Origin of the sequence: Parendozoicomonas callyspongiae, assembly GCF_023502345.1 — a bacterium.
In the GTDB taxonomy this organism is placed as follows: domain Bacteria; phylum Pseudomonadota; class Gammaproteobacteria; order Pseudomonadales; family Endozoicomonadaceae; genus Sansalvadorimonas; species Sansalvadorimonas callyspongiae.
In genome coordinates this window covers 1-727 of record NZ_JAMFLX010000129.1, presented here as the reverse complement: position 1 = coordinate 727, position 727 = coordinate 1, and the positions used below count along the sequence as shown (strand labels likewise).

Genomic DNA, 727 nt, shown 5'->3' with positions numbered 1-727 from the left:
CTCAACTGCATACATATTGCTGTCAGTCTTGAAGACAACATCTGCGCGGTCAGCAGATGCGAATAAGTATTCCGAATATGTGGACTGTACGTTTTCAATTTCTAATTCGGCTGGGTTTTCAATGATATATGATTTTAGTCTTTTGTGAGATTCACACTCATTTGAATCAGACCAGCCACCTTTTGCTGGAGGTGAAATTTTATCAGCACCTTCATCGAAGACATGAGAATCATCAAATGCTTCAAAACCGTATTCTTCGAGAATATCGTCCCAATACTCGTATGCAAATATATCAGCTTGAATTTCTTCAATTAGTGCTTGTCTATCAAACAGAGACATGTCAGATACATGTTCTTCCGGTACGGCATATTTCTCTAAATAATAGTTAACACCTTTGCCTGGAAGTTTTGTTTCAGCATTAACAATGATCGCATTTAACGGCGGAATTATATCTTCCCATAATTCCTCTGTTTCAATAAGAGCATCACCAATGACTCCAGCAGGCCGCCCATATTGAACATGTAAAACGTGATGTCCCCAACCAAGTTCGACAATTACTCTGTCTATCTCACCATATGTAATGGTTCTCCCATTTTTCGCACACCATATGATAAGGGGAAGAATTGTCCTAGCTGTATAATAAGTCCATTTGTCACCCTGCAGAGACTCAGGTAAAGACATTACAACTCCTGATATTGATGTTTTGCGTGATGCTGGTTTAGGCGCT

At 39.5% G+C, this 727-nt stretch carries 1 protein-coding gene; it reads right to left on the bottom strand.

Features of this window, described 5'->3' with window-relative positions:
- The coding region (locus M3P05_RS20615) for a hypothetical protein (RefSeq protein WP_249702026.1) at positions 1-681 on the bottom strand (681 nt) is incomplete at its 3' end.
- Positions 682-727 lie beyond the last annotated feature (46 nt).